Origin of the sequence: Mycobacterium stomatepiae (assembly GCF_010731715.1) — a bacterium.
Classification (GTDB): Bacteria; Actinomycetota; Actinomycetes; order Mycobacteriales; family Mycobacteriaceae; genus Mycobacterium; species Mycobacterium stomatepiae.
In genome coordinates this window covers 3,791,424-3,813,216 of record NZ_AP022587.1, presented here as the reverse complement: position 1 = coordinate 3,813,216, position 21,793 = coordinate 3,791,424, and the positions used below count along the sequence as shown (strand labels likewise).

The following is a 21,793-nucleotide window of genomic DNA, read 5'->3' as shown; positions in this document are numbered from 1 at the left end:
GCACGAAGATCGGAGTCGGGATTTGACCGGGGCTGTCGGGTACGCGTTCGACGTCGATGCGCTGCGGCGCAAGTACGCCGAAGAACGCGCGCGCCGGCTGCGGCCCGACGGGATCGACCAGTACGTAGAGATCGCCGGTGACTTCGCGCGGTTCGCCGAAGATCCCTGGGTCGACCAGGAATTCGTCCGCGAGCCCCGCACCGACGAGGTCGACGTCGCGATCGTGGGGGCCGGCTTCGGCGGGCTGCTGACCGGGGCGCGGCTGCGTGAGCTCGGCGTGACGAGCGTGCGGCTGATCGACCGGGCGGCCGATGTGGGCGGCACCTGGTACTGGAATCGCTACCCGGGCATCGCCTGCGATGTCGAGTCCTACGTGTACATCCCGCTACTGGAAGAACTCGGCTACATGCCGGTGGAGAAGTACGCCAAGGGCGCGGAGATCTTTGCCCACTGCCAGCGCATCGCACATCGATACGACTTGTACCGCGACGCATGCCTGCGCACCGACGTGCAGGAGATTCGTTGGGATTCAACGCAATCGCGGTGGATCATCCGCACCAACCGGGGCGACGAGATGCGGGCCAAGTTCGTCTCGATGGCAAACGGATATCAAGCCAAACCTAAATTGCCCGGCATTCCCGGCCTCGGATCGTTTCGCGGCCACACCTTCCATACCAGCCGCTGGGATTACGGCTACACCGGCGAGAAGCTGGAGAACCTGGCCGGCCTGCGCGTCGGGATCATCGGCACCGGCGCGACCGCGGTTCAGTGTGTGCCGCATCTCGGCGCGGCCGCGCAGCATCTCTACGTCTTCCAGCGCACGCCCTCGTCGGTCGATGTGCGCGCCAATGCGGCCACGGATCCGCAGTGGGTCAACACATTACGGCCGGGATGGCAGCGCGAGCGCATCCAGAACTTTCAGATTCTGACCGCCGGCGGGCACGCCTCGGAGGATCTGGTCGCCGATGCCTGGACGAGTATCACCCGCAAGCTGCCGGTGATGCGTCATGACCGCGACGGGTCGGTGGACCCTGAACAGCGTGGCCGCGACATCGAGCTCGCGGACTTCGCGAAGATGGAGGAGATCCGGGCCCGGGTCGACGGGATCGTGGCCGACCGCGCCACCGCCGAGGCGCTCAAACCCTGGTACGGCTACTTCTGCAAGCGCCCCTGCTTCCACGACGACTATCTGCAAACCTTCAACCGCGACAACGTGACATTGGTCGACACTCGCGGCCGCGGCATCGACCGCATCATCGAGTCCGGCGTCGTCGTCGACGTCGTGGCCTACGAGCTCGACTGCCTGATCTTCGCAACGGGATTCGAAGTCGGCACCGACTATAGCCGTCGCACCGGCTTCGAGCTGATCGGCCGCGACGGCGTGAGCTTGACGCAGCGCTGGAGTGACGGCGTACGCACCTTCCAGGGCTTGTGCGCCAACGGTTTCCCGAACTGCTTCATCGAAAGCATCTCCCAGGCGGGCTTGACGGTGAACTTCCCCTACCTGCTTGACGTCCAAGCCGGCCACGCCGCGTGGATCATCGCGTGGGCCCTGGAACACGGCGCCACCGAGGTCGAGGCCTCTCCGACCGCCGAAGCCGCCTGGGTCGACACGGTGGTCGCCCGCTCGACCGCGACCGCCGAGCGCGCCACGACCTGCACGCCCGGTTACTACAACCGCGAGGGCAAGGCGGACGCCAAGACCCGGCAGGGCAGCTTCTTCTTCGGCACCCCGACCGAATACGCCGACATCCTGGCGGCCTGGCGGGCCCAAGGAGACCTGGCGGGCCTCGACATTCGCCGGACCGGGCCGTGAAGTACCTGCTCGGCCGGGCCCGCGCGACGACCCGGCGGCAGCGCTCACCGAGGGTGGCGATCATCGGCGCGGGCTTCGGCGGGCTGGGCGCGGCGGTCGCACTGCGCCGGGCCGGCATCGACGACCTGGTCATCCTCGAGGCCGGCGATGGCGTCGGCGGCACCTGGCGGCGCAACACCTATCCCGGCGCCGCGTGCGACGTCCAGAGTCACCTGTATTCGTTCTCGTTCGCGCCCAATAAATCCTGGAGCCGAACCTATGCGCGGCAGCCCGAGATTCTCGCCTACCTGGAGTCGGTGGCCGACGATTTCGACCTGCGCCGCCACCTGCGCCTCGAGACCAGGGTGCGCTCCGCGGTATGGAACGCGGATACCTGGAGCTGGGAGTGCCGGCTGGAAAGTCAAGGCCGCACCAGCACGCTGACCGCGGACATGGTGGTCTGCGCCATCGGTCTGTTCGGGTCGTTGAAGCTTCCGGATATCGCGGGCCTGAACGATTTCGACGGCTTCGTCATGCACTCCGCGGCGTGGGACCACGACCTCGCGCTGGCGGGCAAGAAGGTGGCGGTGATCGGCACCGGCGCCAGTGCGATACAGCTCGTTCCCGAACTGGCGAAGGCCGCCGCGCGGGTGACGGTTTTTCAGCGCACCCCACCATGGATGGTTCCCAAGGACGATCGCCCTTACAGTGCGCACGAATTGGCGCAATTCCGGCGCAATCCGCTGGCGGTGCGCCACGCCCGCTGGCAGATCTGGAAGCTACTGCACGACAACACCGCGACCTTCGCCGACGACCCAGTCGTCACCGTCCGCAACCAGATCGCCACGTCATTTCTGGAGCGCACAGTGGCGGATGAGACGCTGCGCCGTGCGCTCACGCCGGACTACCCGTTCCGGTGTAAGCGGGTGCTGCTCGGCGACGACTACTACCGGGCGTTGCAGCAAGATCACGTCGCGCTCGTCACCGAACCCATCGACCGGGTCACCGCGACATCGGTCGTCACCACCGCGGGCGACGTCGTCGACGTCGACGCGATCGTGCTGGCCACGGGATTCGAGACGTCGCACTACCTGTCGGGCATCGACGTGGTCGGAGCCGGCGGGCAGCTCCTGCACGAGCGGTGGGGCGACGATCCCACCGCGTATCTCGGCGTGGCCGTCAGCGGCTTCCCGAATTTCTTCATGCTCTACGGCCCCAACACCAACCAGGGTGGCAACTCGATCGTCTACATCCTGGAGGCCGGCGCGCGACTGGTAGCCAGCGCGGCGACCCGGCTGGCGCGGCGGGGCGGTTACCTCGATGTGCGCCCAGAGGCTGAAAAGAGCTACAACGACCGGCTTTCCGCCGATCTGGAGCGCACCATCTGGACCAAATGCGATAGCTACTTTCGGTCGCCCAGCGGCCGGATCGTCACCCAATGGCCCTACACCGCACTGGAATACGCGCGCCGGACTTGGCGGCTACGATCCCGGGACTGGCAGCACCGCACCGGATTCGCTTCGGCCGACCGCCTAGATGCCGAAATCGATTACCCCGCGGATCAGTTCACCGGCGGCTAGCGCGGAATAGGCATCGTTGATCTCGTCGAGCCCATAGCGCTTGGTGATCATCTCGTCGAGGAGAAGCTGTCCCGACTCGTACAGTGTGGCCAGTAACGGAATGTCGCTCTTGGGATTGCAGGAGCCAAACACAGTGCCGCGCAACGACTTGTTCATCAGGATGAACTCTTGCAGTGTCAGGTCGATCGAACTCAGGGCCGGCGCCGGCAGTCCGGTGAGTACGCACGTGCCGCCCTTGCGAGTCAGCGCCAGCGACGCCCCGACGTCGGCCGCGCCGATCATCGCGGGAGAGACGATCACCGCATCGGCCATCACGCCGCGGGTCAGTTCCCGCACCTGATCGATCGCCCCGGCAGCCGTGGCCGCGTGGTGCGTCGCTCACCGGCCCGCTGCTGTACTTGGCGCGCGCGTCGCCGCGGCCCGTGAATGCAATGCCGCTAGCGAATCCTCGCTTACCGCCGTCGTCCAAACATGTTTCGACGACTTGCAACTGGTGATCGACCTTCGGCAGTAGCGGCTAGCGCGCGGGATCCTCGGCGACCTCGATCTCGCCGGCGTCGGCCGCAGCGCGCAGTTGATGGAAGTCGTCGAGGGATTTGTCCGCGTACGCGTAGGACCATTCGGCGACGGCTTCGTGCACCGCGTCGCTGGTTCCGACGTACCCGCGCAGGATCGAGGCGTTCGCGCTTTGGGCGTGCGCCCGCGCCAGCAGCACGGCGCACGCGCTGACGTAGTCGGAGAAGGTGGAAGGCGACATGCCTTCGGTCTCGATGGTGCCCTTCATGTCGTGGAACTGACGAACGTAGTAGTCGCGGCCGTCTTTGCGAGTCGATCCGAGGAACACATCCGACATGGCCTGCAGGATCTGCTGGCCGTCGGTCACCCGCACCCCCTGGCCGTTGGCTTCGATCGCCGCGGTCAGGCTCTCCGGCTGGCGCCAGCCGCCGTATTCGTCGAGCACCGACCGGGTTGCCTCCTTGATCTGCAGGATCAATGGCGTGTCGTTCGGGCCCACCAGGATGACCAGGTAGCAACGCGTACCGACGCTGCCGACCCCGACCACCCGTAGTGCGACATCGGTGACCCGGAAGTGCGAGAGCAGCAGCGCGATATCCGCCGGCACCGCGGTCAAGTACTCCTGGATCGATGCCACCAGGAAGGCCTCGACGTCCTCGTCGACGTGCTGCAGGACCGGGGGTGCTTCCCGCAGGCGCGGAGTACCGTCGGGCCCAATCTCGGTGATCTGCTTGAAGACTCGCGCCGATGTGCGGCTGCGGGCTCGGGAGATCGTCTTCTGGATCACCGCCTGCAGGCCCTTGGAGACCGTCCCGGTGTAGTGCTCGGGTTCCACTCGCAGGTAGTACCGCTCCAGAACGTCCATCTCCTCGAGCATCGACTCCAGGCTGCGCTGATAGCGCACGAGCGCCTGCTCGACACAGCGGCTGATGGCCTTGGCTGGGTACCCGGCATGGCGGCCCCCGATGACCGCACCGGTGATCAGGCGCTTGACGTCCCACTCGGCCGGAGCCACCGCGGCCTCGTCGAAGTCGTTGAGGTCGAAAACGATCGAGCGGTGCGGGGCGGCGTACAAGCCGAAGTTGGAGACGTGCGCGTCGCCGCAGCACATGATTTCGATCCCGCTGGTGGGGCTGGCGGCGAGATCGGCTGCCATTACCGCCGCCGAACCTCGGTAGAAGGAGAACGGGTCAGCAAGCATTCGGGCGAATCGCAGGGGAACGAGTTCGCTTAGCCGCCCGGCATTTTGGGCGACGAGAATCTCCGTCGCGGACCGCGCCGAGGGAGTCAGCTGCGCGAGCGAGCGCCGCGGGACCGTCTTGCGCAGCGCCCGACCGCGGGCCACATCCTCACCCGGAACTTCGATCTCGATCAGGCGGTCACGCAATGCCCGCTGCGGCATCTGCTCAGCATACCTAGCGCGCGCATTTAGCGTCAGACTGATTCTCAACGCTGTCATGACGTGGCCTTTTGATTAGCATCGCTGAAAATGCTGGGGCCAGGCGCATCGTCTGGAGATTGTTTTGAGAGGAACGCCTACCGATGGTGGAAACGCCTCCGCCCGAGCGCGTCCGTACCCGTCGGCGTATTCCCTGGCTCAACGTCATTGGCGTGGTCGCAATCGTTTTCGCGGCGACCGCCCTGGTGGTCAAGAATGTTCCGCAGGCAGGATCCAACCAAATCCTGAACGTCTCATATGACCCGACCCGCGAGCTGTATGCGGCGATCGACAAGGCGTTCATCCCGCAGTACCGGACGCGGACCGGCGTCACCCTGGACATCAAGGAGTCGCACGGCGGTTCGGGCCGCCAACTCAGGAGTGTCCTCGATGGCACTCAGAAGGCGAGCGTGGTGTCGCTGGCGTTGATCAGCGATATCCAGACGTTGAGCAAGCACGGACTGATCGCGCCCGACTGGCGGCAGCGCCTGCCGAACAATTCGGTGCCCTACACGTCGACCGTCGTCTTCGTGGTCCGCAACGGCAACCCGAAGGGCATTCACGACTGGCCCGACTTGGTCAATGCCGGAGTGTCCGTGGTGTCACCGAACCCGCGCAGCTCCGGCAACGGGCAGCTGAGCGTCCTGGCGGCTTGGGGTTCAGTGACCACTCGCGGCGGCACCCCGGCCCAGGCGAAGGCGTACGTGAAGTCACTACTGCAACACGTGGCGGTATCCACGCCGGAGCGCGCAGTGCGGGCGACAGCTTCACCCTGGCCAAGATCGGTGACGTGCAGCTGACGTGGGAGAACGAGGCGCTGCGTGAGGTCGCGGCCAACAAGGACGAACTCGAGATCGTCTATCCACCGGTCAGCATCCTGGCCGAGCCGGCGGTGGCCTGGGTCGACGCCAACCTCACCGAGCCGAAGACCGCGGCCTATGCCAAGGCGTATCTGGAGTATCTGTTCACCGATGCCGGGCAGGAGCAGGCCGCGCAATTCGGCTATCGGCCGTTCAAGCCGGAGATCCTCGCCAAACATGCCGACCGGCTGCCCCCGCTCGCGCTCTTCGGAATCGGTGAGATCGCCAAGGACTGGAGCGATGCGCGCGAGCAGTTCTTCGGCAGCAACGGAATCCTCGACACGATCTCGGGCCCGCCCGCCGCGGTGTCGGGGACCTAGCGGAAGACGTGGCCAAAGTGAGCTTCGTGAATTACGACTCGGTGAAAGGTCGGCATGACGTTATTGCCGGCCTGACCGTCGCCGCCATCTCCTTTCCTCAGGCGATGGCCTATGCGCTGATCGCCGGGGTCGATCCCCGGTTCGGGGTGTACTCGGCAATCGTCGTCACGATCGTCGCCTCGATTTTCGGGTCGTCCTCGCATCTGATCAACGGGCCGACCAGCGCCATATCGCTGCTGGTTTTCACCGCGCTCGCCTTCATCGATTCGGAAAACAGCACCCAACTGTTCGAAGGGCTGTTCCTGCTGGCCGTCCTGGTGGGCGTGTTCCAGATCGTGATCAGCTTGTTCAAGCTCGGCAACCTGACCCGCTACATTTCCGAGTCGGTCATCATCGGTTTCATGGCGGCCGCCGCTTTTCTGCTGGCCGTGGGGCAGCTGGGCAATGCCCTGGGCGTGCGCGACAAGGGCAACGGGCACATGCAGGTGTTGCACCGGGTGTGGCTGACCCTGTCGCACGGCGATCTCGTCAACTACCGCGCCGTGGTATTGAGCACGGCGGCAGTGGTTTTGGCGGTTGTGTTGCGCAAGCTGGTGCAGCGGTACGTTTGGCCGCAGATCGACATGCTTGCGGTGCTGGTCGTCACCTCGGTGATCGCCTACATTGCGGGGTGGTCGATTCCTGGGGCCGGTGGACATACCGCGGTGTCGGTGGCCGCCAAGATCCCGCGCAGCCTGCCCAGCGCACATGTGCCCGAAGTCCACACCGAGTTCCTGCCACACCTTTCCACTGGCGCGCTGGCGATCGCCTTCGTCGGCATCATCGAGGCGTTGTCGATCGCCAAAGCCATTGCCTACCAAACCCGGCAGAAGATCGACTACAACCGGCAGATCATGGCCGAAGGCTCGCCAACCTCGCCGGCGGCTTCTTCCAAAGCCTGCCGGGCTCGGGCTCGCTGTCGCGGTCGGCGATCAATTTTCAGGCGGGTGCCAAAACGCGATTCTCCGGGATCGTCTCGGCCGCAACGGTTGCCGCCGCGCTGCTGTTGTTCGCTCCGCTCTTGCGTTACGTGCCGCAGCCGGCACTCGCGGGCCTGCTGCTGGTGACGGCGGTACGGCTGGTCGACTTCAAGCGCCTGATCTACACGGTCAAGGCATCGCGTTACGACGCGGGTCTGGTGATCGTTACCGCGTTCACCGGGGTGGCGATCGATCTCGACAAATCGGTCTTGCTCGGTGTGGTCCTCTCCATCCTGTTATTCGTGCCGCGCGCGGCCAAGCTGAAGTCCCGGGAACTCATCGTCGCACCCGAACGTGTTGTCCGCGAGCGCATTTCAGGCGAGGATACCGATCCGTTGGTCGTCATCTATGACCTGGAAGGCGAGCTGTTCTTCGGCGCCGCACCGGAATTGGATCGCTACCTGGCCGAGATCAGCAAGCGGATCGCGGATGACGACATCAAGTTCGTGGTATTGCGGCTCAAGCGGGTCCGCCACCCCGATGTCGTGTGCATCGAGCGAATCGAGCATTTCCTGCGAGAAGAGACCGGACGCGGCGTGACCGTGCTACTCGCCGGCGTGCGTCCCGACACCCTCGCGGTGCTGAACAACGTCGGATTCCAAAGTTGGTTCACCGCAGCGCATGTCTTCCCCGAAGAGGACGAGGATTTCTCGGCGACACTGAAGGCGGTGCGTTACGCCCACAACCAACTCGCTGACCTGAAACTGAGGAAGCCGACCCCGATCGCGCACGAGCTCACGAACTTCTACTACCTCGTCTAGCCGCCCGCGGCTACCCTGGACCGCTCGGTCATCGAGGCGATCACGCCGCCGTCGTTGAGGATATCGGTGCCGGTGAGGTAGCCCGCCTTGGCACTGGCGCAGAAGGCGAGCAGCTCTGCCATCTCCTCCGGCTTGCCCCAGCGTGGAACTGCGGCATTGGCCACCATCGCGCCGGCGCCGGCCTGCTCCTCGAGCCGGCCCATCTCGGTGTCGATCGACCCCGGAGAAACCGAGACGATGCGCAATCCGCGCGCGTTGAAGCGCTCGGCCTGCGACTGGCTGTACCACTTCACGAAGCTCTTGCTCAAGGCGTACGCCAGACCCGAACGAGCCTCCTCGGGAGCGATGTCGCAGGCGGCCACCATCGCGTCCGCGAAAGCGCCGATATCCTCGAACGCCAGCGGGAATCGTGCTGTCGGAATCATTTCCGCGGGCAACATGTGGGCCGCCATCGATGCCACGTTTACGATCACCGAGCCTTCGCCGGCCGTCGCGTGGAACACCTCGTTGACGTTGACGGTGCCAACCGCATTGGTCCGCATCACATAGTCGGCAGAGCCCATGCTCGGGCTCACCCCCGCGGTGTGGATGACCGACGCGAGCGTCCCGAGACGTTTCGCGGTGTCGAGCAACCCGGTGACCGCGCGCCGGTCGGTGACGTCGCAGTTGACGACCGCGGGATCCATCCCGAGTTCTTTCAGGGTTGCGGCCGCGTCGTCCAGCCGTTCCTGCCTGACGTCACACAGGACGAGGGTGTGGTCGCGGCCGACGATCTTGGCCGTGGCCAGACCCATACCGCCCGCACCGCCGGTGATCACCGAGACTCGATTCATACCTGGACGGTATACGCAGCCCGGCGAACAGTCGGTGAGTCCTACCTCGGCAGCGCGGACTCCTCTTCCAGGTGGTGCGGATGACCGGCGTGCCGGACCGCTGTCCCCAGGAACGGCGCCTGCAGAGTGGCGGCCAGGTAGTGGCGGTTGACGATCAGTGCGCCGATCGCGATCATGGCGTAGATCCCGCAGAGCACCAGCCGCTCCGGGGTCGAGGTCAGCGGGAACTGAATGATGAACAGTCCCAGCAGCGTCCACGCGGCACCCCGGCGGAAGCGCAGCGCCAGGATCAGCGCGACACCCATCAGCGTCTGGCTGGCCGTGAGCAACACTTCCTCGAGCTGGCGAGAGTCGAGCTCGAGGGAGAAGCCGCCACCACCCAGCAGATGGGCGACCGGCAGCGACCCGATCAGCAGCGTCCACTGGTTGACCTTCGACGAGATCAGCGTCGCGATGGCCGCGGTGCCCTTGCCGCGGGAGGCGAAGATGGTCGCGATGATGAACTCGGGCGCTTCGGAGGCCAGCGGCGCCAGCCACTGCACCAGTAGGAACCGGTCGATGCCCAGCTCGGTGCCGGCCGCGACCAGATTGTCGGCAAAGGGCTTGGCACACAGCAGGATCACCGCCCCGGACACCGCGAACAGGCTGACCACGACGACGCGGCGGCTGCGGTCCGAGAGTTCACCCAGGGCGGCGGCGGTACCGATCAGGTCGGGTTCTTCGACGTCGCCGTGGCTGACCTTGTACAGGTAGAAACCGAACCAAGCCAGCAGCGCCAACCCCAGGCCGAGGTGGATTTCACCGGCCGCCGGTATGGCGAAGGCGACGATGCCGGCGATCAGTAGGAAGCCGAGTTCGACGCGATTGGCGGGCTGCAGCGTCAGTCCGGTGGTCTTACCGGCGCCGGCCCGCCGCGCGGCCACGACGCCGATCAGCACCACGACCGGCCAGCCCAGGCCCATCAACAGGCGGTTGGAGCCGGTCATGTTCGCCGCCGCGTACTGGGTGTACTCCGCGTTATGGCCCGAGACGAACGCGTAGTACAGGTCCACGGCGTATTCGGGCAGCACCGCGACCAGGGCGAGTACCGCGACCGCCAGCCCGCCGGAGACGTCGATCTGCGCCGCCTCGGCGGCCCACGCCAGCAGGAAGCTGGCCGACACGACCGCGGCGCCGAAGATCAGCAGCGCGACAACAGGGTCTGGATGCAGGCCGATGACGCGGACCACCACCGCGGGGGCGATGAGCATCGCGGTGATCAGTGCCGAACGGAAGAGTGTGCCCCGCGGCGCGTGTGACGCCGTCGGCACTGTGGCGACGGGGCTGTCAGTGGCGAGCATCGTCATCCTTCACTCTGCCGATCACGAGTGGCTACTTGGCTCGCGGCCGTGGCTTGACCTGCCCGCCAAAGGTACCCCGATTTCCTCGTGTCCAGCAACGTTATGACGATGCCAAGCGACGTCGTTCAAACGTCTATATTTGCTGGATAGAGCACCCAATTTCGAATGTTAGGCCCAGCTAACTTCAGATTGCGGCAAACCAATCTAGGGGCCTTCCGGGGACTCCGCCGGCGTCGGGATGGGGTCGGCCAACCAACGGGCGAGTCGGCGACCCAGTCGAGGCATGTCCACACCCACTACGACGCATTGCTGGAGCTCCGGCCTCACCCGACGCCCGACGGGGTCCCCGACGTCGGCCGAGCGGCTAGCGATCCGGCCCCATAGCCGCGGCAGCGGCCTGGGTGAACAGTTCGACGACCTGCCTACGGGTCAGTGAAGCGATCATCTGCAGGGCGGCACGCATGTCTTCGCCGACCATCCAGGTCGGCCCGTTGGTCAGGTTCGCGAATGCCTCGGCGATGACGTCGTCCACCGACGCGGCATCCACGGGAAGGCCGTCGGGCGCACCGAGGTGGCCGCGGCGGTATTCGAGTTCGCGTAATGCGGGCGTGTTGGTCTTGCCCAGAATGAGGCCCAGGACGTCGACGCCCTTGTCGTGCAGCTCGGCCCAGAGCGCTTCGGCGAAGACCATGTCGAACGCCTTCGTGGCGCCGTAGGCCACTATGTTGGGTGCCCCGGCCAACCCCGCGCCCGACCCGAAGATGACGATGCCGCCACTGCCCCGCTTCACCATCGCCGGCGCGAAATGATGGCACAACTGCATCGGCACCATGCAGTTGCGTTGCACCATCGCCTCGGCCGCTCCGATCGGATTGTCAAGGAAGGGCGCGTAATTCGGGTCCGCACCGGCGCAGTACACCAGGAAGCCGATCTCCAGATCGCTGGTTGCTTCGGCGACTCTGGTGGCCACGTCCGGCGCCGTGAGATCGATAGCGAGAGTTCGGGTTTGGGCACCGGTGCGGGATTCGATCTCGGCGGCAACTGAATCGAGCACCTTCGGCCGACGAGCCAGCAGCACAACGTTGACGCCGCGCTCGGCGAGTCCCGCGGCGAACGCCGCACCCACGCCGTCGGACGCGCCGGCGATCAGCGCCCATGGCCCGTATTTGGCTGCGAATGTCATGTGTCGCTCCGTTGCTGGCCGAACGTCGCGATGCGGACCTGGGTGAAGCGGCGTCGCGCAATGCGCCAGCCGTCGGCGGTCCGGACGATCACGTCGTCGTAGAAGCCCCAGGCATTGACGCCGGATTGGTTGTCGCCGAACATGATTACCGCGTCGATGTAGGTTCGTGCTGTTGCCTTGTCGCCGTCGAGCGTGATCGCCTGGTTGGACAACCGATGCAGGGTGTGACCGGCCATCGCGTGCGTCTTGTCCATGAATTCGGTGACTTCGTCCACGCCGTGCCAGGTGCCGATCTCGCCGTAGTCGAGTTCGCAATCGTCGGTGAACACGGTGCGGAACAGCGGCCAGTCGCGACTGTCGATCCCGGTGGCGTAGCGCACCAGCAGATCGCAGATGTCCTGACGGTCGTCTCGTTCGGTCATGCCTGCCTTAAGTCGAGCCCGATCGCCCTGCACCGATGACGATGGCGATCTCACCCAAAACCACAGCACGCAAAGCGCCTGCCCCGATTTCTCGAATAATCGAGTAATTCTGTCGAATGTTCGTTATAACTGTAGGAATCCGGTCTCAAAGGAGTCAAGCCATTCGCGGATCTACCTCGGCGCCTACTGCGCGGGTACTCGACGTTGTCGAGTTGCTGGCGCGGTCTCCAAATACGCGAATGCGCTTCTCCGACATCGTGCGCGAGCTCGACCTGACGCAGGGGACGGTGCACGCGACCCTCAAAACGCTGTGCGATCGCGGCTGGGCGAGCCGGGACCCCGTCGCCAAGACCTTCTCGCTGGGACCGGCACTCGCCGTGGTGGCGGCGCGGATGGACACCGCCCGGCCGTTGGCGCACGCCGCACGGTCCGCGGCGGTGCGACTTTCCGGCGAGTTCGGCTACGCCGGCTCGGTGGTCGAGCGGTTCGGCGATTCGTTGGTAGTCACCGCTTTTGAGGGCGATCCCGCTACCCAGCCCGCCGGGATACCCGGCGATCAGATCCCGTACGCGCCGCCGTTCGGCGTCGCCTTCGCCGCCTGGGACACCGACGAAGAGCAGCGTGCGTGGATTCGTCGCGGCACGGGCGGCAATGCCGACCGGATCCAGCGCCTGGAACACATCTTGGCCCGCAGCCGCGAGCGCGGGTTCGACGTCGACTGGACCACGCCCGCGCTGGCCGAGGCCGTCCGGGTGGTCGGCACGTTGGACAGCAACGAAATGCCGACCCCGGTGCGCCACATTCTGGACCAGCTGCTCGTCGAGTTCACCACCATCGGCTTTGTGTCTGACGACAACCCGGGCCGCCGCAAACAGCCCGTCGTGACCATCGCCGCGCCGGTGTTCGACCACCGCGGCCACGTCGCCCTGATGCTTGCCGTGCACCCGTTGTCGCCGCTCAGCGCCCGGCAAATCCAGGTGGTGGGCAACAAGCTCACCGCGGAAACCACGGCCATCAGGGAAGCACAGCAGCATCCGCCGGTAGTGGACCTCGAGGAACGCAGCCGTTCCAGAGTGGCCCGCTAGGTTTCCCCGTACCCGGGTGCCGGAATGTCGAACGCATTGAGCGTCACCGCGACCATGGCGAAACAGCCCACCAGAAAAGCGATCTCGGCAGCCCCGGTTTCGCCGAAGCGTCTCACGGCGCAGCGGTACGTCGTCGCGGCAAGAATGCCGCCGCGGTTGAGCGCGGCGGCCATGTCGTATGCGGCCTGTTCTTCGTCGGTCAGATCGCCCGGGCGTTCTCCGGCGGTGATCGTCGCGATCTTCTGTTCAGACAACCCGGCGCGTTGGGCGAAATACTCATGTCCGTCGATCGCGTAGTGGGCCCCGAACTTTGCAACCGTGACCAGGATGACCAATTGGTGGACACTGCTGGGCAGCACGCTGTGCTCCCACAGCGACCTGTTGAACGCCCAAGCCGGCGAACCGAATTGGGGAAAGTGGAGCCAACCGTTGAATGGGCCGATCAGCGCGCCATCGCCACGGCGTGCGACGAATTCGCCAAAGCCGCTGTCGATTACGGCGCGCATGTCGGCGTAGAGGGCTTGCTGCGTGACGCTCAAATTGGTCGGTGGCAACGGGGGAAGTCGCACTGTCGTTGCTCCTCAAGCGATCGCGGCGGTTTAGCCCAGCTAATCGCCGGTGGGCCGGCGAGTCCACGACGTAACTCCGATCACTATTAAGTTGCGCTTCCTACTGCAGGTAGACCGACCTAAGCTCGTTGCATGGAACTGCGGCAGCTGCGCTACTTCGTGGCGGTCGCCGAGGAGTTGCACTTCGGGCGGGCGGCCAACCGGATACACATTTCGGGACCTGCTCTGTCACAGCAGATCATCGCACTTGAACGTGAATTGGGGGCCGACCTGTTCGTGCGAGACCGGCGCAGCGTCCGGTTAAGTGAAGCTGGACGCACCCTGTTACCGGATGCACGCATGATGCTGGCCCTGGCCGATGATGCCAGGAATCGACTGCAGCGGGTGGCGGCCGAGAGTGTTCCGGTGCGGCTCGGCTACGTCAGCTGGCTACCCGATGACATCGCCACCGTGCTGGGATCGGCGGTGTCACTACGACTCGATGAATGGGTGCTGCCGTCACACGTGCAGGCCGATCGCGTCGCGGAGGGCACCCTGGAGTCGCGCTGACCTGGGTAACCGCGCAGCAGGCAAAGGAGCGCGGACTAACGACATACCTGGTGCGCGCGGAGCCGCTGCACGCGGTACTGCCGAGCGTAAGCTCGGCTGATCCCATTGCAGCACGGCATCTTACGGTTCTGCTCGACGCCGACGAGTCGGCCTGGTCCTCCTGGAACCGTTTCGCGGGGCAGTTCGCGGCCGCAACCGGAGCGCGCGTCGTACGGATCGACGATGGCGGCATCACCGGCGACGCGTTCTACGTGCACGTGCGCCGGATCGCGGCTGCGGTTCTCGCTTCGCCCAAGCGGCACAACGCAGTAACACCACCCAGCCTGGGTCAACGGCCCGTTGCGGATCCGGTACCACTCTGGACCTGGTCACTGGTGCACCGCGAAACCGAGGACCGGGTCGGCGTGTTCCAGGTGGTGGATGCGCTGCTGAAGCTGGCGGACACCCGGCATTTCCGGACGCCGCCGGCCGACCGATGGTGGATCCCTTCCGACGACCCCCACAGACGCGTGCTCGACGCTGCTGAGCAGCGGTAGGAAGCTCACCCGAACACACGTAGGCGATAGGTTCTGGACGGTTGATCGCCGCCGCGCTTGAGTGGGATTCAGTAGCGGAAGGACGAGATGTCATGGGGCACGGCTATGTTGTGGACGATCTTGCCGAGTTCGTCGTCGGTGCCCAGTCAGCCGATCTGAGCGAGCACCCACGGGCATTGCTCAAACGTAACGTGCTCGACAGCATCGCCTGTGCCGTCGGCTCGCTCGACGGCGAACTCATTGCGACGATCCGAGAGCACACCGACCAGTTCAGCAGCCGCGCCTCGGCGACGCTCGTCGGCGGCGGCCGCGCCTCGGTGGACCAGGCCGCGTTCTTCAACGCCGTGCTGGTGCGCTATCCCGACCTGCTCGACACCTACCTGACCGTGGGCGGCCTGTGCCACCCGGCCGACAACTTCGGCGCCGTCCTGGCGGTGGCCGAGCACGTCGGCGCCACCGGAGCCGATTTCCTGCTCGCCCTCGCCGTCGCCTACGAGATCCAATGTCGGCTTAGCGCACGGGTTCCCGTGATGGCGCGTGGTCTCAATCATGCGCTGCAGCTAGCGATGTCGGTCGCGGCCGGGTCTGCGAAGTTGCTCGGGCTGGACGCCGAGCGCACCGCGCACGCCATCGCGGCGGCCGTCGCCGATAACGTCTCCCTCGCCGCGGTCCACGCCGAACCGGTGTCTAACTGGAAGGGCATCTCTCCGGCCATCACCGGCATGCGCGCGGTGTACACGACGATGTTGGCCGGCCGCGGCATCACCGGACCCAAGTCATTGTTCGAAGGGCCGGATGGGCTGGTCCAACTCTTCGATCAGCCAATCGATTTCAACACCGCCGACCGCGCACTCGCGGCGGTCGAACAGACCTACCTCAAGCAGTACTGCGCACTGATCCACGGACAGGCCATCATCAACGCGCTGTTAGCGATTCGGGCCGACAACGGTCTGCGCGGCGACGACGTCGAGCGAGTGAGGATCGAGGTCTTTCAGACCGCCTACGACATCGCCGGCGGGGGAGTCTACGGCGACAAGGATCGTCCGCGGACCAAGGAGCAGGCCGACTACAACCTGAAGTACCTGGGCGCCGTCGCGCTGCTCGACGGTGGGGTGGGCCCCGAACAGCTGGAGAACGAACGGGTGCTGCGCGACGACGTGCAGGAGTTGCTGGCGCGGGTCGACGTCGTCGCCGCGGCCGACCTGACCGCCGACTATCCGCAACGCACCGCGACGCGGGTGCACGTCCAGACGTGTGACGGACGGGAATTCAACCGCGAGGAAAGCGATTACGAGGGATCGCCGACCCGGCCGATGACGTGGGATCGGGTCGTGGACAAGTTCGGCTGGCTCGCCGAACCGTTCTGCGACGACGCGCTGTGCACCGACATCGTCACCGCCGTCGACCGCATCGACGAGATCGCGGTCGCCGAGCTCACCGGACTGTTGGACGCGGTGAGCCCGCAACCGCGGCGCCCGCGCAGCCGTCCGCGGTTCTGAAACCTGCGCGCCCTCTTGCGCCGTTTGCTGCCCGCGTTGAATGATCGGCCATGCGTAAAGATCGCGGCATCAACCGGTGGGAGCTCGTCACCTGCGCGCTAGCAGGACACGTCACGTATGCGCCGGAAGAGCAGGAACTCGCCGACCGGCTCAGCGGCACCACCGGACTCGGCGAAGTGTGGCGGTGCCTGCGCTGCGGGGAATTCGTGATCGGCGAACCGCACGGCAGCGGCCACGCCGAAGACGCTCCGATGATTGTGCGCGGCAAGGCTTTACGACAAGCCATCATCATTCGTGCGCTCGCGGTCGAACGCGTGTTCCGGGCGGTGGTGATCGCGCTGGCGGCGTATGCGGTCTGGACCTTCCGCGGCGCACGGGGATCCATCCAGGCCACCCTCGATCGCGACCTGCCGATCTTCCGCGCCGCCGGGTTCAACGTCGACCAGTTGACGATCGTGCACGAGCTCGAAAAGGCGCTGGCCGCCAAGCCTTCCACGTTGGCGCTGTTGACCCTGATGCTGACCGCCTACGCACTCATCGAGGTGCTCGAGGCCGTCGGCCTTTGGTTGCTCAAGCGCTGGGGCGAGTACTTCGCGGTGATCGCCACCGCGGTGTTCCTGCCGTTGGAGATCCATGACCTGGCCAAGGGCATCACGATGACGCGCCTAGTCACCTTCAGCATCAACATCCTCGCGGTGATCTACCTGGTGGTCTCCAAACGACTGTTCGGTGCGCGCGGCGGCCGCAAAGCCTATGACGAGGAGCGACGGGGCGAGCAGCTGCTCGACGTCGAGCGGGCCGCTATGACGACGTGACGTTCACGTCTTCGGGCTGATGAAAATACCCTCGGCTTCCACGGTGACACCGTCCTCGTCGGCGATGTGGCCGACGGAGAACGTCTTGACGCCCTCGGTGCGTTCGATACGGGCTTCGGCCCGCAGCGGACGGCCCAGCTCCGTACGGCGCCGGTAACGCACGGTCAGGGTGCCGGTATAGACGGGCCGATCCAGCTGGTGGGCCGTCGCACCCAGCACGTGGTCGAGGATCAGGGCGGAGACCCCGCCGTGCGTATGCCCCTGCGGGCCTTCATACGCCGCGCCGAGAGTGAACTCCGACCACACCAACCCGTCCGGTTCGTGATGGATCACCAGGGGTGGGGCGATGGGGTTGCGCAGACCGATCACCGCGTTCCCCCAGGCGATCGTGCGGCCGTCCGGAGTCACTTGTACGCCGAACGGCCCCGGCCGCACCGAGACGCTCAATTCGTCTGCGGCTCTGTCGATTTTGGCCTTGGCCGCCGCCACTGTCGCGGGGTCGGCTTCGCTGCGGATGCTGAGGTCGACGAGCCGGCGGATCGACTCGGCCAGCGGACCGTAGATCGATTCCAGCCGGTGGTGGTCGATGCAGAGCATTTCGTCGGACATATAGGCAACCTAACATTCCGCCTGCCGACGTACCGCCGGCGGATGTGGCAGACTGGATCTACCCAGCGTTGGGCTGAGGGGATTTCCCTTGTGGCAACATCATTTTCGCCAGCGTGAATCTAACCGCGTGTCGCCGCGCACCACGATGCCGTGGGCGCGACGGGCAAACCGACTTTGCGGCTTCGACCGGATTAGTGCTGGTCAGGACGATCCACGGATTGTGACCAGCGGGGCGGAACGCCTCGGAATGTGCGCCACGACACAAAGCGCATTAGCACTGCGTTTACCCACGCGCTGCACACTTGTAAAACAGCCGCGGTGGAATTGATGAGTCGGCTGTCTAGGCCGGCGGAGGAGGGGTCGTGACTGTGACAACACTGCAGACCTTGATCAATCAGAGCGCTACCAACATCGACGTAGTGGCCCCCATCAAAGCGCGCGCCTGTGAGGCGCTGAACCTTGTGCGTAGAAGCAAGTCACGCGGCCAGGGAGACGGCTCGCGCGTCATGCGCCGAGGTGCGGAGCGCTGCTGATCGACTGACCGTCGATACAATCGCCGGCGGTGCCAGCCTCGGCGATTGGAGTCCAAGTTGCGCGCGAGCGAATCACGGTGACAATCGGGGTCATTTGTGCAATCCCGCAAGAGTGGGCTTATCTGCGCAGCGTCTTGTCGGGAGCCGAGCGCAAAGAGATCGCACGGACGACCTTCGATACCGGAGAACTCGACGCACACCGGGTGGTGCTGGCCGCGGCCGGCATGGGCAAGGTCAACACAGGGCTGGTGGCGACATTGCTGGCCGACCGATTTGATTGCTAGACAATCGTTTTCACCGGGGTGGCGGGCGGCCTTGACCCGCGGCTGCATATCGGCGACATCGTGATCGCCGACCGGGTGGTGCAGCACGACTTCGGGGTCATCCAGGACGAGCGGTTGGCGCCCTATCAGCCGGGGCATGTCCCGTTCATCAACCCGACCGAGCGCTTCGGCTATCCGGTCGAACCCGCACTGCTCGATCGCGTCAATCGCCGCTTGGAGGGATTCGCCGTTGCGGCGCTGCCCCCGGAGGCGGGTGGCACGGGCCGGCCGCCTCGGATCACCACCGGCACCGTGTTGACCGGCGATCAGTACGTGCACTGCGACGCCACCCGCTCTCGGTTGCGCGACGATTTCGGCGGCCTCGCCGTCGAAATGGAGGGCGGCGCGCTGGCCCAGGTCTGCGAGGCATTCGGCATTTCCTGGCTGGTGATCCGCGCGCTATCCGACCTGGCCGGCACCGACTCCGGGCTCGACTTCAACCTCTTCGTCGAGGAGGTCTCGATCAGTTCGGCTCGCGTGTTGCTGCACCTGCTGCCGGCGCTGGGCTGAACGGGGTGCCCTGTCCGCCGCGTTGGCGTTCGCGCCGTCGCGCCCGTGAGGCCCGCAGATTGGCGACATTGCCGCACGTCTTGACGTTGCACCAGACGCCGCTGTTGTTCTTCGACCGGTCGTAAAAAGTCGATTCGCACGGGTCGTTATGACATTGCTTCAGTCGTCGCCAGGTGCCGGCCTGCTGGCTCAGCAGGATCTCGGCCCAGAGCGCCGAGGCCAGCCAGCGCCAGCCGCTGCCGGCGGGCTCCAGCCGCACCTCGCCGGTCTCGGACATCGCGAACGACGCGGAGATCGAGGCCCCGCCGCCATCCGGTTCTCCGCGCACCAGCCGCGTGATCGAGTCGCGCAGGGCGCGCAGCTTCGGCAGGTCCGCGTCTGTCACGGCGGGCGGTTCGGCGGGAACGCCACGCAACTCCGCCCAGGTCCGCACCGCCCGGGCCACCCAGTCGCGCGTCAGAGTCGTGTCGGCGAGCAGGTCGGGCTCGTGGACCGTGTTGAGGAAATCGTGAACAAACCCAAGACCGCCGGGCGCCGTCGCGAGTTCGAATCGGTGTGACGCAGGCCATGCAGACATATCCAAATGCTACTTGACTATGTCACGCGAAGCAATTAGCGTGACAGAAGCAAAGATATTTCACCTCAGTCAAGGAGTGCATCATGGTCAACATCAAGGGAGCGACGGTTGTGGTCACCGGCGGACAGCGCGGGCTCGGCAAGGCCATCGTGGACGAGTTTTTGAGCAGGGGCGCGGCCAAGGTCTACGCGACCGCCCGCTCCCCCAGGCCCAGCGACGACCCACGTGTCGTCAGTGTCGCGCTCGATGTCACCAAGGCGGATTCGGTTGCGGCGCTTGCTGTTGTGGCTGCAGACGCCGACATCGTGGTGAACAACGCCGGCGTCATCGGCGCGGCCCAACTGCTCACCAGTGACATCGAGGAAGCCCGCACGGTGTTCGAGACCAACTACTTCGGCGCACTGCGGGTGGCTCAGGCCTTCGCGCCGATCCTGGCCGAAAACGGTGGCGGGGCGCTGGTCGACATCAGTTCCATTGTGGCGTGGGTGGGCGGATTCGGCGGTTACGGTGACTCCAAGGCCGCCATCTGGTCGATGACCAACTCGCTGCGCATCGAACTGCAGAAGCAGGGCACCTTGGTAATGTCGGCCCACCTGAGCTACACCGACACCGATATGGCTGCCGAATTCTCCGTGCCGAAAAACGACCCGCGCGATGTTGCGCGGCAAATCGTCGACGGTATCCGCGACGGTGAGGTCGAGGTGCTGGCCGACGAGGACAGCCGCCAGGCCAAGGCTGCGCTGTCGCGCCCGGCCCAGCTGGTCGGCGCCCACTAATCCGGACCCGCGATGGGGGTCGGCAGGATGCCGACCCCCATCGCTGCATGCGACATGTTTGGATTGGCCTATGGCCGATACGGATCCGGAAGGCATTGTCAGCGCCACGCGCTTCGTCTCGGCCAGCGCCGAGCGAATCTTCGAACTGATCGCCGAACCCTCCAGCCAGCCCAGCTGGGATGGCAACAACAACCTGGCCTCGTCGGGTCCCGGGCAGCGGGTCCGTGCGGTCGGTGACGTATTCAAGACGACGCTGACCAACGGCGCCGTGCGGGAAAACCACGTCGTCGAATTCATCGAAGGCGTCAAGATCGCCTGGCAGCCAGCTGAACCCGGCAAGAAGCCGCCCGGCCACCTGTGGCGCTGGGAACTCAGCGAGATCAACTCCACCCTGACCAACGTCACCCACACCTACGACTTCACCGCGCTGACCGACCCGACCCGGCTGGAGAAGGCGCGTTCGACCACTGCCGAGATGCTGCGCGAGTCGATGGACAAGCTCGCGATGCTCGCCCAGCGATTCGAGTAGGAGTTCGGCATGGCTCTGCCGCCACCGGGAAACGATCGCGCCGCGATCGTCACCGGCGCGTCGTCGGGCATCGGCGAACAGTTCGCTGGGATTCTGTCGAGGCGCGGCTATCAGGTCGTGCTGGTGGCTCGCAGCGCCGACCGCCTCGACGAGATCGCCCAACGACTGGGCCCCGCCGCGCACCCGCTGCCCCCCGACCTGTCCGATCGGTCCGCGCGGGCGAGTCTGCCGGACCGCGCGGCGCCCTCGGCCTCACGCCGGACATCCTGATCAACAACGCCGGGCTATCGACCCTCGGGCTAGTCGCGAATTCTGTTCCCGAGAGCGAAGTTAACCTCGTCGAGGTCGACGTGGCCGCTGTGGTCGATCTGTGCAGCAGGTTCCTGCCCGGCATGGTCGAGCGAGGTCGTGGCGCCGTGCTGAACGTCGCGTCGGTGGCCGCATTCGGGCCGCTGCCGGGTCAAGCGGCGTACGGCGGCGCCAAGGCGTTCGTGTTGTCCTACACCCACAGCCTGCGCGGTGAACTGCGCGGCACCGGCGTGACCGCGACCGCGCTGTGTCCGGGGCCGGTGGACACCGGATTCGGCGAAGCGGCGGGCTTCGGCAAGGAGGAAGCCGAAGCCGCCCTGCCGCGGATCATGTGGATTCCCGCGGACAAGGTCGCGCAGGCCGGGATCGATGGGCTGGCGGCCGGCAAGGCCGTCGTCGTCCCGGGCTGGGTCAACCGGTTCGCGTCGTCGTTCTTCCGGATCGCGCCGCCCGAGTCGTTACTGCCGCTACTGGTGCGCGGTCACCCGGCGTTCAAACACGACTGAC

17 protein-coding genes and 5 pseudogenes are annotated in these 21,793 nt (G+C 65.7%); 13 read left to right on the top strand and 9 right to left on the bottom strand.

Features of this window, described 5'->3' with window-relative positions; genetic code table 11:
• Positions 1 to 22 precede the first annotated feature (22 nt).
• Positions 23 to 1,816, top strand: a complete 1,794-nt coding sequence (locus G6N54_RS17965) for a flavin-containing monooxygenase (RefSeq protein ID WP_163791271.1) — start codon at positions 23 to 25, stop codon at positions 1,814 to 1,816.
• A complete protein-coding gene (locus G6N54_RS17960; protein WP_232072871.1) occupies positions 1,813 to 3,375 on the top strand; it encodes a flavin-containing monooxygenase in 1,563 nt (520 codons plus the stop codon). Before G6N54_RS17965 ends, G6N54_RS17960 begins: the two co-directional genes overlap by 4 nt.
• Here G6N54_RS17960 and G6N54_RS17955 read toward each other — a convergent pair.
• Positions 3,328 to 3,753: pseudogene (locus tag G6N54_RS17955) on the bottom strand (zinc-binding dehydrogenase); the annotation flags it as partial. The gene G6N54_RS17960 and the pseudogene G6N54_RS17955 overlap by 48 nt on opposite strands.
• A 139-nt stretch (positions 3,754 to 3,892) precedes the next feature.
• The gene (locus tag G6N54_RS17950; RefSeq protein ID WP_163791270.1) at positions 3,893 to 5,293 is read right to left on the bottom strand and encodes a DUF2252 domain-containing protein; all 1,401 of its coding nucleotides are present in this window, start codon (positions 5,291 to 5,293) and stop codon (positions 3,893 to 3,895) included.
• Between the two features lie 140 nt (positions 5,294 to 5,433).
• Here G6N54_RS17950 and G6N54_RS17945 point away from each other — a divergent pair.
• A pseudogene (locus G6N54_RS17945) lies at positions 5,434 to 6,509 on the top strand (sulfate ABC transporter substrate-binding protein).
• 8 nt (positions 6,510 to 6,517) lie between these two features.
• Positions 6,518 to 8,289: pseudogene (locus tag G6N54_RS17940) on the top strand (SulP family inorganic anion transporter).
• Here G6N54_RS17940 and G6N54_RS17935 read toward each other — a convergent pair.
• The 4 genes from G6N54_RS17935 to G6N54_RS17920 form a co-directional block, all read right to left on the bottom strand.
• Complete coding sequence (locus G6N54_RS17935) at positions 8,286 to 9,122, bottom strand: SDR family oxidoreductase (RefSeq protein WP_163791269.1); 837 nt, start codon at positions 9,120 to 9,122, stop codon at positions 8,286 to 8,288. The pseudogene G6N54_RS17940 and the gene G6N54_RS17935 overlap by 4 nt on opposite strands.
• Positions 9,123 to 9,163: 41 nt before the next feature.
• A complete protein-coding gene (locus G6N54_RS17930; protein ID WP_372513194.1) occupies positions 9,164 to 10,432 on the bottom strand; it encodes a sodium:proton exchanger in 1,269 nt (422 codons plus the stop codon).
• Positions 10,433 to 10,826: 394 nt separating this feature from the next.
• A complete protein-coding gene (locus G6N54_RS17925) occupies positions 10,827 to 11,645 on the bottom strand; it encodes an SDR family NAD(P)-dependent oxidoreductase (protein WP_163791267.1) in 819 nt (272 codons plus the stop codon).
• The gene (locus G6N54_RS17920) at positions 11,642 to 12,067 is read right to left on the bottom strand and encodes a nuclear transport factor 2 family protein (protein ID WP_163791266.1); all 426 of its coding nucleotides are present in this window, start codon (positions 12,065 to 12,067) and stop codon (positions 11,642 to 11,644) included. Before G6N54_RS17920 ends, G6N54_RS17925 begins: the two co-directional genes overlap by 4 nt.
• 161 nt (positions 12,068 to 12,228) lie before the next feature.
• Here G6N54_RS17920 and G6N54_RS17915 point away from each other — a divergent pair, with 161 nt between their 5' ends.
• Positions 12,229 to 13,152, top strand: coding sequence for an IclR family transcriptional regulator (locus tag G6N54_RS17915; protein WP_264078216.1), 924 nt, complete (start codon positions 12,229 to 12,231; stop codon positions 13,150 to 13,152).
• Here the strand turns inward: G6N54_RS17915 and G6N54_RS17910 are convergent.
• Positions 13,149 to 13,721: a carboxymuconolactone decarboxylase family protein gene (locus G6N54_RS17910; protein WP_163791264.1), complete on the bottom strand. Its 573-nt coding sequence runs from the start codon at positions 13,719 to 13,721 to the stop codon at positions 13,149 to 13,151. The genes G6N54_RS17915 and G6N54_RS17910 overlap by 4 nt on opposite strands.
• 132 nt (positions 13,722 to 13,853) lie before the next feature.
• Between G6N54_RS17910 and G6N54_RS31150 the strand changes: the two genes are divergently transcribed.
• The 4 genes from G6N54_RS31150 to G6N54_RS17895 all read left to right on the top strand — a co-directional run bounded on the left by G6N54_RS31150 (position 13,854) and on the right by G6N54_RS17895 (position 17,120).
• A complete protein-coding gene (locus tag G6N54_RS31150; protein ID WP_170313061.1) occupies positions 13,854 to 14,270 on the top strand; it encodes a LysR family transcriptional regulator in 417 nt (138 codons plus the stop codon).
• A gap of 50 nt (positions 14,271 to 14,320) precedes the next feature.
• Entirely contained in the window at positions 14,321 to 14,806 is a 486-nt protein-coding gene (locus tag G6N54_RS29555) for a hypothetical protein (RefSeq protein WP_170313060.1), read from the top strand.
• 110 nt (positions 14,807 to 14,916) lie between these two features.
• Entirely contained in the window at positions 14,917 to 16,305 is a 1,389-nt protein-coding gene (locus G6N54_RS17900; RefSeq protein ID WP_163794806.1) for an MmgE/PrpD family protein, read from the top strand.
• A gap of 50 nt (positions 16,306 to 16,355) precedes the next feature.
• Positions 16,356 to 17,120 (top strand): DUF2127 domain-containing protein, encoded by a 765-nt coding sequence (locus tag G6N54_RS17895; RefSeq protein WP_163791263.1) that lies wholly within the window; start codon positions 16,356 to 16,358, stop codon positions 17,118 to 17,120.
• A gap of 3 nt (positions 17,121 to 17,123) precedes the next feature.
• On the opposite strand, the gene G6N54_RS17890 is transcribed toward G6N54_RS17895, so the two are convergent.
• Positions 17,124 to 17,729, bottom strand: coding sequence for a PaaI family thioesterase (locus tag G6N54_RS17890; protein WP_163791262.1), 606 nt, complete (start codon positions 17,727 to 17,729; stop codon positions 17,124 to 17,126).
• A 604-nt stretch (positions 17,730 to 18,333) separates the two neighbouring features.
• On the opposite strand from G6N54_RS17890, the pseudogene G6N54_RS17885 reads away from it, so the two are divergent.
• Positions 18,334 to 19,095, top strand: a pseudogene (locus G6N54_RS17885) (5'-methylthioadenosine/adenosylhomocysteine nucleosidase).
• Here G6N54_RS17885 and G6N54_RS17880 read toward each other — a convergent pair.
• Positions 19,049 to 19,672: a CGNR zinc finger domain-containing protein gene (locus tag G6N54_RS17880; RefSeq protein ID WP_163791261.1), complete on the bottom strand. Its 624-nt coding sequence runs from the start codon at positions 19,670 to 19,672 to the stop codon at positions 19,049 to 19,051. The pseudogene G6N54_RS17885 and the gene G6N54_RS17880 overlap by 47 nt on opposite strands.
• An 83-nt stretch (positions 19,673 to 19,755) precedes the next feature.
• Here G6N54_RS17880 and G6N54_RS17875 point away from each other — a divergent pair, with 83 nt between their 5' ends.
• The 3 genes and pseudogenes from G6N54_RS17875 to G6N54_RS17865 all read left to right on the top strand — a co-directional run bounded on the left by G6N54_RS17875 (position 19,756) and on the right by G6N54_RS17865 (position 21,792).
• Positions 19,756 to 20,448 (top strand): SDR family oxidoreductase, encoded by a 693-nt coding sequence (locus G6N54_RS17875; RefSeq protein ID WP_163791260.1) that lies wholly within the window; start codon positions 19,756 to 19,758, stop codon positions 20,446 to 20,448.
• A gap of 70 nt (positions 20,449 to 20,518) precedes the next feature.
• Positions 20,519 to 20,977, top strand: coding sequence for an SRPBCC family protein (locus tag G6N54_RS17870; protein ID WP_163791259.1), 459 nt, complete (start codon positions 20,519 to 20,521; stop codon positions 20,975 to 20,977).
• A 9-nt stretch (positions 20,978 to 20,986) separates the two neighbouring features.
• Positions 20,987 to 21,792: pseudogene (locus G6N54_RS17865) on the top strand (SDR family NAD(P)-dependent oxidoreductase).
• The last annotated feature ends 1 nt before the right edge of the window (position 21,793 follow it).

What these genes read in the sequence shown, in the direction of transcription:
- G6N54_RS17925 (WP_163791267.1), bottom strand. Translation starts at nt 11,645, where the DNA reads ATGACATTCGCAGCCAAATACGGGCCATGGGCGCTGATCGCCGGCGCG.
- G6N54_RS17870 (WP_163791259.1), top strand. Translation starts at nt 20,519, where the DNA reads ATGGCCGATACGGATCCGGAAGGCATTGTCAGCGCCACGCGCTTCGTC.
- G6N54_RS17935 (WP_163791269.1), bottom strand. Translation starts at nt 9,122, where the DNA reads ATGAATCGAGTCTCGGTGATCACCGGCGGTGCGGGCGGTATGGGTCTG.
- G6N54_RS17890 (WP_163791262.1), bottom strand. Translation starts at nt 17,729, where the DNA reads ATGTCCGACGAAATGCTCTGCATCGACCACCACCGGCTGGAATCGATC.
- G6N54_RS17950 (WP_163791270.1), bottom strand. Translation starts at nt 5,293, where the DNA reads ATGCCGCAGCGGGCATTGCGTGACCGCCTGATCGAGATCGAAGTTCCG.
- G6N54_RS17880 (WP_163791261.1), bottom strand. Translation starts at nt 19,672, where the DNA reads ATGTCTGCATGGCCTGCGTCACACCGATTCGAACTCGCGACGGCGCCC.
- G6N54_RS17920 (WP_163791266.1), bottom strand. Translation starts at nt 12,067, where the DNA reads ATGACCGAACGAGACGACCGTCAGGACATCTGCGATCTGCTGGTGCGC.
- G6N54_RS17875 (WP_163791260.1), top strand. Translation starts at nt 19,756, where the DNA reads ATGGTCAACATCAAGGGAGCGACGGTTGTGGTCACCGGCGGACAGCGC.
- G6N54_RS17895 (WP_163791263.1), top strand. Translation starts at nt 16,356, where the DNA reads ATGCGTAAAGATCGCGGCATCAACCGGTGGGAGCTCGTCACCTGCGCG.
- G6N54_RS31150 (WP_170313061.1), top strand. Translation starts at nt 13,854, where the DNA reads ATGGAACTGCGGCAGCTGCGCTACTTCGTGGCGGTCGCCGAGGAGTTG.